The following is a 7,899-nucleotide window of genomic DNA, read 5'->3' as shown; positions in this document are numbered from 1 at the left end:
GGTCACCTCTGGCGAGACCGAGCCGCCAAAGGCTCCTTTAATCTTTAGCCCCGAGTAGGTGGGGGGGTTGTGGCTGGCGGTAATCACGATCGCCCCCAGCAGCCCCTGGTGCTTGGCAGCATAGCTAAAGGCTGGCGTGGGGGCGTAGTCTTGGGAGAGCAGCACGTCGAACCCCTGAGCCGCGATCGCCTCGGCAGCGGTGCGGGCAAACTCGGCCCCCAAAAAGCGGCGATCGAAGCCCACCGCCACGGTGCGGCTGCCGGTTTCGGCCCCAAAGCAGCGGTGCAAAACGTGGGCCGATATCGCCGCCACCTGAGCCACTCGCTCGAAGGTGAAGTCGGCGGCAATAATGCCGCGCCAACCGTCAGTGCCAAACTTGATGGGCTTTGGGGTAGCTGGGATGGGGCCAGAGGGTGCTGCCATAGCAGATTCCAAATATCAGAGTAGGAGAGCAGATTTTTCTAGAGTTTACCCGCTTACTTCGACGGTGACACGACCCCGGCAGCGGCACTACCGACAATTTACCCAACCGCCTCGCTTTGCCGGAAAGTGTTGAAAGATTGGCGAATTGTCCTGAAGCGATCGCGGCTGGGCGCAAATGCTAGGTGCATTGTGGGATGGCGCGGGGAAGTGAGGGCCGGTTGGAGTTTGTGGCATGGCGGATATTAGGGCTGGGCTGTAGGATGTCGCAGGCTTTAGGCGCTGCGAATCGCTGCTACCGACCTAAATTTGTCTACGCTGGTGGGCTACTGTGCTACCCTAATCAAGTGCAAGCGGGATGTAGCGCAGCTTGGTAGCGCACTTCGTTCGGGACGAAGGGGCCGTGGGTTCGAATCCCGCCATCCCGATTCTTCTAAAACCTACTGCGGAAGCGCCTTGTAGCCGACGCATCAACCTTTTGATGACCCTAACATATTGTCAATAGGGGGGGTGAGGTTGGCTACTTTTGGACGCTTTTGGACGTCTGAGTGGTAGGAAATTGGTAGGAAGATGACTACTATGCAACCCCCCGTAGCGGCACGCCCGACGCTGAGCCGCGACCTAGATAGAAGCCTTGTCAAGGTAGAAAGCGATAAAGGCAGGCTGAGATTACGCTTTACCTATGGAGGCACACGCCATTACATAGCCGTTGGCTTGCCTGATTCCCGAGTCAATCGCATCGTGGCCCAGCAGAAGGCGACTCAGATAGAACTGGATATTGCCTCCGGCAACTTTGATGAGACCCTCAAGAAGTACAAGCCACCCAAAGCTGCCGCTAAGAAGCGCGAAGCAACCACCGTGACTGGGCTATTTGAGAAATTCACAGCGGTTCAGACCAAAGCCAAAGACTTGCAGGTGGGCAGTCTGTGCCGATATGGAGCTACGCAGCGACATTTAGACGCATTTTTCTCAACTAAGCCAGCAGACACTGTGGATGAGGACAGTGCCACCGCTTTTGCCGAGTACTTGCGAAAGCGAGTGGTCGAACGAACGGCCAAAGACTACCTAACCCTAGTTAAGTCCTGTTGGAACTGGGCTGAGCAGACACTCGGGCAAAACCCCTGGGCATCCGTTCTAGAGAGGGTGAAACCAGCCCCTAAGCAGAAGGTTAAGCCATTTACATTGGCTGAGGTTCAAGCTATCTTGGCGGCGTTTAGAACGGATCGTTACTACCAGCACTACGCCGACTTCGTGACGTTCCTATTCGGTACAGGCTGTCGTTTTGGGGAAGCTGTAGCCCTAAAGTGGAAGCATATTGCCGATGACTACTCAACGGTATGGATTGGCGAATCTGTTTCTAGAGGCGTCCGTAAGACCACCAAAACTGGGAAGGATCGGACGATAACCCTTACCCCCACGGTGGCAGAGATGCTATCTGCTAGACAACCTACTAACGTGGATCCTGAAGCATCAGTTTTTCCATCGCCGAAGGGAAAGCTCCTCAACGACCATACCTTCCGTCGCCGAGCCTGGACAAAAATCTTGACCCGGCTCGAAATTACCTACCGGAAGCCTTACTCTACCCGCCATACTGCCATCAGCCATGCTCTGGCGAATGGCGCAAATCCTCTAGCGGTAGCAGAGCAAACAGGTCACGATCCTCAAATTTTGTTCAAACACTATGCCTCCGTCATTCAGAAGTCTGCCGTGATGGTGGAATTCTAAAGCGCTAACGTTATAGCTTGCGTCCGAACCAAACTACCCTGCCCATGATGCTTAGGCCATTAGCTTTGCTAGACAAGTCTAAGGAAAAAGCTTCGTAGGCAGGGTTATCACTTAGCACCCGAAAGTTATTCTCGGGGATGTACTGCAAGCGCTTAATCAAAATTCGCTCATTTAGCTTAAACAGGAAAAGGCCATGGTCGATAGCCGCTAACTCCCTAACACGAGTATCTACTAGGACTAGGTCTCCGAGAACCAGGGTAGGCTCCATGCTTTCGTCCTGGACTTGGGTCAGGAGTAAGTGGTCATAAGACTTTGGGAACTCAGACTTGAGCCAGTCCGTCTGGAAAGCTAGCGGATCCTTATGAATATACTCTTTGGATTCTCCGTCTCCCAAGCTGTTGTGACCGGGCTGACCACCAGCCAGCCATTCTACGCTGACGTTTGCCGTGCGTGCTATGGCGAGCAGTGCAGGTCGGGTAGGTTCGCTTTGGCCGTTGAGGTATTGACGCAGAACTGTGTCAGAGAAACCACAGCTTCGTGCAAATCCTCGAATGCTATTCTCTCCAAGGGCCTGCTTTAAGCGTTGGGGGAAATCGTTTGAGTCGGTCAGTATCGCCTGCCCCTCATTAGAAGGCGTGTTATTCATCGCAAGTCCAGAGATTTAATACTGCAAATTATAGCGCTTGACATGCGCGTTATTTATTGTTAGCTTCATCGATATATTGATGGAGCTTTGTTGATTTTATGCACGTAGAGGACATTAAGGCAGCTCTTCGTAAGCAAGGCTGGACGTTAACCGGCATTGCCAAAGAGCTCGGTGTGGGGCCTTCTGCCATCTCCCATGCCCTGACGAGGCAACGCTCTCGCAGGATTGAAAAAGTGATCGCGGCCAAACTTGGCTTATCTCCTCGGGAGATCTGGCCTCAACGTTATAAAGGAGGGGGAACCCATGAATCAGTTTGTCAGCAAGCAGGAAGCGCTACAGTACCTCAATCTCAGCAGCACTACCTTAAAAAAATACAGATTGCAGGGCCTGTTAATCGAGGGCATTCACTGGGTTCGCATTAATAGTCGCTGTACCCGCTACAACTTGGAACTCATCAAAGATTGGCTCCAAAACCGCCATGACCCAGTGGCCCACCAGCGAGCTATCGAAGTCTATCAGGCCAGTTTGTTGAGTAACCAGCGAAAAGTTCCTCAGCGGTCTAATCGTCGATAACCTGAGGGGCATCAAGCTGCCTTGATATCTCGATAGTCGATCAAGTATGTGATTAAGAGCTAATCTTAGCATCTCATTCTTGAAGCCTATGAAAAAACACCCTAACTAGAACGCAGTAAGGGTGTCAGACTTTCTTTGTTTATTTTCTAAGCCAGGCTAATCAATATCCTGATGCAGTTTTTGCCGAACCGCCCAGGTCATCAACCTACTGCTAGAACTGGTGTCTTCAACTATAGCAAAGACATCGGAAATGTCCACTCTGGGCACAGCTAACGGTTAAAAACAGACGGTTGATTGTGGTGGCCTGGCTCCTAAAATTAGGAGCTAACCATGGCGCAGTACACTTACTCAGGGCGATCGCGCCCCTGTCCGATTTGTGGACGCACCAAAGACCAAGATTGCCGCTGGAATGAGGAGGTGGTGTTCTGCCACACCCACGTAGACCAGGATGGGGCGGTAGACGGCTATGTTTATCGAGGCCCGACAGCCGATGGCATGTGGGGGCAATACTTTGCAGCCACCGCTTCCCCTGAGAAGCCGGTTCGCCCCCAGCAGCGGCAGGATTACTTTTACCCCAGTCGAACTGGTCAGCCCCTGGTGAAAGTGACGCGGGTGGATCGGGGCAACGGTGCGAAGTTTTTTGTGCAGTATCACTGGAACGGGCAGCAGTGGGTCAAGGGGCTGACCCCTGAGATTAGAGCCCAGGTGCCGATCTACCGTTACCGGGATGTCCAGAATGCCATATCTATCGGTCAACCTATCTGGATGGTGGAGGGGGAAGGCTGCGCTGATGCCCTGTGGGGAATTGGCATTCCCGCGACCACTACCCTGGGGGGCTCCAAGAAGTACCGCAGCTATGGTGATTACCGCCAGGATTTGCAAGCGGCCCAGCTGGTGCTGTGCCCAGATCGCGACCAGGTCGGCATTGCCCATATGGAGGAAGTCGCCCAGGACTTCCCCTCAGCCCAGTGGTGCTACCCCTATCCTGACAGCCTGCGCTGGCAGAACCTGCCGAAGCATGGCGGGCTGGACGTGGTGGATTGGATTCATGATGGGGCCACAGCGGAGCAGATTCGAGCAGCGGTACAAGACCGGCGGCAGTTGGAGATCAGCTCTAATCAAAGCGCCGAGCGACTGTCGGTGCAGGCTTTGCAAGACCAGATTTGCACCTATCTGGGCACCAGCCCCACCGAACTGGCCCTCGCTGCGCAGGTGGTTCAATGGCACCAGGAGACGGGGCTATCGGCTAGGGATATCGGTAACCTGGTCACTCTGGTGCAGGCGGAGATGGAGCAAACAGAGGAACGGGATGATCGCCGGGCCGAGATTCACCAGCTGCTCAAAATTGGTGACTACCAGCTATGTCTGGGGGAGTATCTCCATGCCGACCTGGCGGAACCCTTGGAGCAGATCGCGGACTGGATTGGGGCCACCCCAGCGGCGATGCTGGTGACGCTGCTGCCGGTGGCGGCGTCTCTGCTGCGGGTGGGTACGGAGCTAGAGATCGATGCTGGGATGGGGTTCTCGGTGCCGCCGATTGTGTTCACGGGGCTGGTGGCTCCCTCAGGCAGCAAGAAGAGCCCAATTCAGCGACAGATTTTAGGGCCGCTCTCGCTGCTCCAGGCGGAGGCGGATCAGGAATATGAGTATGCCGCCTCGGAGTATGAGGTTGACCTGCGGGATTGGGAGCAAACTAGGGTAGAAGATAGGGGCATTCGCCCGAGAAAGCCGATGCCACGGGAATATCACACCTCGGATGCGACACGGGAGGCGATCGCCCGCATTCAGTCCCAACAGCCGGAGCGGGGCATTTTGGTGACGCCGGATGAGCTGGCGGGTCTCTTCAAGGGGCAGAACCAGTACCGCAATGGTCGGGGTAACGATAAGGAGTCACTGCTGACGGCCTTTGATGGCTCGGGGCTGAAGGTGGATCGGGCCAGCGGTTTACGGATTAGCCTGCCGCGTACCAGCCTGAGCCTAACGGGGACGATTCAGCCGGATATTCTGCGGGAGATGATGGGGGATTGCTCGGATGCCAGTGGCCAATGGGCCAGGTTTTTGTGGTGTCTACTGCCGCTGAAGCCTGCGCCGTTTCCCCGGCGGACGGTGCGCCATGACGTGTCGGAGCGACTGTATGGACTCTACCAGCAGTTGGAGGGGTTGACGGCTCAGTGCTATCGGCTGAGCCCTGAGGCCAAGGCCTTGTTTGCAGATTGGTATGACCAGTTGGATCAGCTGAGGGTGACGGAGACGCACCCAGGCTTGCAGGCGGTGTATTCCAAGATGCAGGGCTACACGGGGCGGCTGGCGCTGATTCTGCACTGCCTGAATGCAGCGGTGGAGGGGCATTTGCCGACCCATGCGGTGGAGGCGAGCCAGATGCAGGCGGCGATTAAGCTGGGGCGTTGGTTCATTGGCCAGGTGAAGCTGCTCTATGCGGACGGGAATACGGTGGATGGGGCGCTGGAGCCGGTCTATACAAAGCTGATTCAGCTATCGCGGGTGCGGGGTTGGCTACGGGCAAAGGATGTGCGGAACTATGAGCGCAGTTTACGGAAGGCGAGGGTGGAGGTGATTCGCGCTCATTTTTTGGAGCTGGAGGCGATGGGGTATGGGGAAACCCAGGGTGTGGGGAATCGGCTGCGGTGGCGGGCAACGGTAGACGCGGTAGACAGATTTGAGGGAACGGTAGACGGGGTGTCTACCGCTGAAAGTATTGATGGATAAGGGTTATAGCGAAACGGTAGACAAGTAGACAGGGTTTGTCAAGGGGGAATTGCTAGGAAAGTGTCTACCGTCTACCGAAATGGCTGAAGGGCTTGTAGAGAAAGGCTTTTGCTCGGTAGACACTGCGTCTACCGTTGTCTACCGTGTCTATCGACAAAAGTAGATGAAGCCAAGCTGAAACATAGCAGTTGGGAGAGGGGTTAGCGAGACCGCAGGTTTTCTTGAATGTGGGCCATAGCGGTGGGGCTTTCGACAATCTCACCGCGCTGGACTGCTTCCCAGCCGATAAGGTGGCAATGCGGCGAGGATTTTTATGATTTCTCTAACTATGGCAGCTACGATCGCCTCAGCGATGATGGACTGACGAAATGATATCCGGCGTTTCTATCATTGGGCGAGTCACGGATAAATGTGCGGCACAGTATCGTAAGTTTTGTGAGCGTTACAAACTGCAGCCTAATTCAGAAAAGCATAGCTTTTGGGGCAATAAACTCCGCCCCAAATGTTAAAAGCTTCGGAACAAAAAAACAATCACTCGGGCAAATGCGATTGCCTTGGGATAAGTGGGAGCTGACCCAACAGGACATTCACAAAGTCGCTGAACAACTTGTGCTAGGGTTTAAGTCTATTGAACGGCGACAGATTACGGATTTTGCTATTGCCCAACTATCTCAAGTGGTAGCTTTAGGGTAGGCACTGCCCACCTTCTATCTCTCGCGATCGCCACCCCATCGAGAACACTTTTCACAACCCCAACATGCCCAACTACCGTTTGGTAGAGTGCCCGCACCTGGGGGAGTTTTCGGTAATTTGTGACGGACGGGTTATATGGCGAGGATTGGAGATGCTGCTGTAGAGGTAAGGAACAGCAGTATTTGAGGGGAAGGGGTGGGTGGTAGGTAAGTAACCTGAGTTCGGGATAAGCCAAAACCCAGATCCTTCCGTTGCTTAGTGGTCTTGCCACTCAACGAGGCCGCGTCGTTTTAGGGATTTTGGCTCTAGAAACAGCCTTTAACCCGAACTGAGGTTAGTTAGGCAATCTAAAACCGGATAATCCTAGCCACCACCCAAGTGCTCCACCTATGGCCAAACCCAAGGCAGAAGTACTACTGAGAATAGTAAATATGCTGCTTTTCGGATAACGGCTTCTAAAGCTCTCTTCAGAGATAGCTAATCCTTCTAAAACAAACCAAAACTGAATAAAGGCTAATAATCCAGTGCCCAGACCTTCCCAAAAACCAATGCCCGTAAAAGAGCCAATTACTCCCCCTCCTAAAGAAGCCCAAGTTCCAGCCCAAGTCCCATTCCTAGACGCTTTAGCACTCCTTCGAAAAGCTCTATCCCAAGCAAAAGCCCCACCTGCAGTCCCAAGTAAAGCCAAAACCCCAGCAAAAGCCCCAGCCACAACCCAAGTCACAGCCCAAGGCCAAGGCCAAGCCCAAGCTGTAGCCCCAGTCCAAGCTATAACTACAGCCCAAGCCCCACCCAAAGTCCAAGCTACAATCCCTCCAACCCAATTCACGCCACTATCCCTAGCTGAAGCTACAGTCCCAGCCCAAACTGCAGCCCCAGCTGTAGCCCAAGCTACGGCCCCAACCCAAATCTCAGCCTCAATCCAATCATAAGAAAAACCTAGTATCAGGCCTATGGGCATATATCCAATCAGAAGACAGCTGAGTGCCATCCAAGGGAACGTTCGCGGTTGTCTATGCTTTACCTTGCGAGAAAAGGCCGTTGGTCTCAGCGCTACAGATTGGTCAGTGCTGTCAGGGGTAGTTCGTGGTAGCCGACGCGATTTAGCTCTAGGG

Annotated in this window: 6 protein-coding genes, 1 tRNA gene and 1 pseudogene; 5 read left to right on the top strand and 3 right to left on the bottom strand. The window is 54.1% G+C overall.

The window, feature by feature from the left end:
- Positions 1-423, bottom strand: a pseudogene (locus tag IQ273_RS27330) (phosphoglucomutase/phosphomannomutase family protein); the annotation flags it as partial.
- 351 nt (positions 424-774) lie between these two features.
- Between IQ273_RS27330 and IQ273_RS27325 the strand changes: the two are divergent.
- Positions 775-848, top strand: a tRNA-Pro gene (locus IQ273_RS27325).
- 142 nt (positions 849-990) lie between these two features.
- A complete protein-coding gene (locus IQ273_RS27320; RefSeq protein ID WP_313898266.1) occupies positions 991-2,145 on the top strand; it encodes a tyrosine-type recombinase/integrase in 1,155 nt (384 codons plus the stop codon).
- Positions 2,146-2,155: 10 nt separating this feature from the next.
- Here IQ273_RS27320 and IQ273_RS27315 read toward each other — a convergent pair whose 3' ends face one another.
- Positions 2,156-2,791 carry a LexA family transcriptional regulator gene (locus tag IQ273_RS27315; protein ID WP_194026285.1) on the bottom strand — a complete coding sequence of 212 codons (636 nt, stop codon included), beginning with the start codon at positions 2,789-2,791 and terminating at the stop codon, positions 2,156-2,158.
- A gap of 98 nt (positions 2,792-2,889) precedes the next feature.
- Between IQ273_RS27315 and IQ273_RS36060 the strand changes: the two genes are divergently transcribed.
- The 3 genes from IQ273_RS36060 to IQ273_RS27300 all read left to right on the top strand — a co-directional run bounded on the left by IQ273_RS36060 (position 2,890) and on the right by IQ273_RS27300 (position 6,091).
- Complete coding sequence (locus IQ273_RS36060) at positions 2,890-3,213, top strand: helix-turn-helix domain-containing protein (RefSeq protein WP_194026284.1); 324 nt, start codon at positions 2,890-2,892, stop codon at positions 3,211-3,213.
- Entirely contained in the window at positions 3,095-3,364 is a 270-nt protein-coding gene (locus IQ273_RS27305; protein WP_035984832.1) for an AlpA family transcriptional regulator, read from the top strand. The genes IQ273_RS36060 and IQ273_RS27305 overlap by 119 nt, the downstream gene beginning before the upstream one ends.
- Positions 3,365-3,694: 330 nt before the next feature.
- On the top strand, positions 3,695-6,091 hold the full coding sequence (locus IQ273_RS27300) for a DUF3987 domain-containing protein (protein WP_228053976.1): 2,397 nt from the start codon (positions 3,695-3,697) through the stop codon (positions 6,089-6,091).
- A gap of 1,027 nt (positions 6,092-7,118) precedes the next feature.
- Here IQ273_RS27300 and IQ273_RS27295 read toward each other — a convergent pair.
- Entirely contained in the window at positions 7,119-7,508 is a 390-nt protein-coding gene (locus tag IQ273_RS27295) for a hypothetical protein (protein WP_194026283.1), read from the bottom strand.
- Between the last annotated feature and the right edge of the window lie 391 nt (positions 7,509-7,899).

This window comes from Nodosilinea sp. LEGE 07298 (assembly GCF_015207265.1).
Lineage (GTDB): Bacteria > Cyanobacteriota > Cyanobacteriia > Phormidesmidales > Phormidesmidaceae > Nodosilinea.
The sequence above is the reverse complement of the archived record's forward strand: the minus strand, read 5'-3'. Positions and strand labels throughout refer to the sequence as shown.

Coding starts and splice junctions, on each gene's coding strand:
- IQ273_RS27320 (WP_313898266.1), top strand. CDS start 991: ATGACTACTATGCAACCCCCCGTAGCGGCACGCCCGACGCTGAGCCGC.
- IQ273_RS27315 (WP_194026285.1), bottom strand. CDS start 2,791: ATGAATAACACGCCTTCTAATGAGGGGCAGGCGATACTGACCGACTCA.
- IQ273_RS36060 (WP_194026284.1), top strand. CDS start 2,890: ATGCACGTAGAGGACATTAAGGCAGCTCTTCGTAAGCAAGGCTGGACG.
- IQ273_RS27305 (WP_035984832.1), top strand. CDS start 3,095: ATGAATCAGTTTGTCAGCAAGCAGGAAGCGCTACAGTACCTCAATCTC.
- IQ273_RS27300 (WP_228053976.1), top strand. CDS start 3,695: ATGGCGCAGTACACTTACTCAGGGCGATCGCGCCCCTGTCCGATTTGT.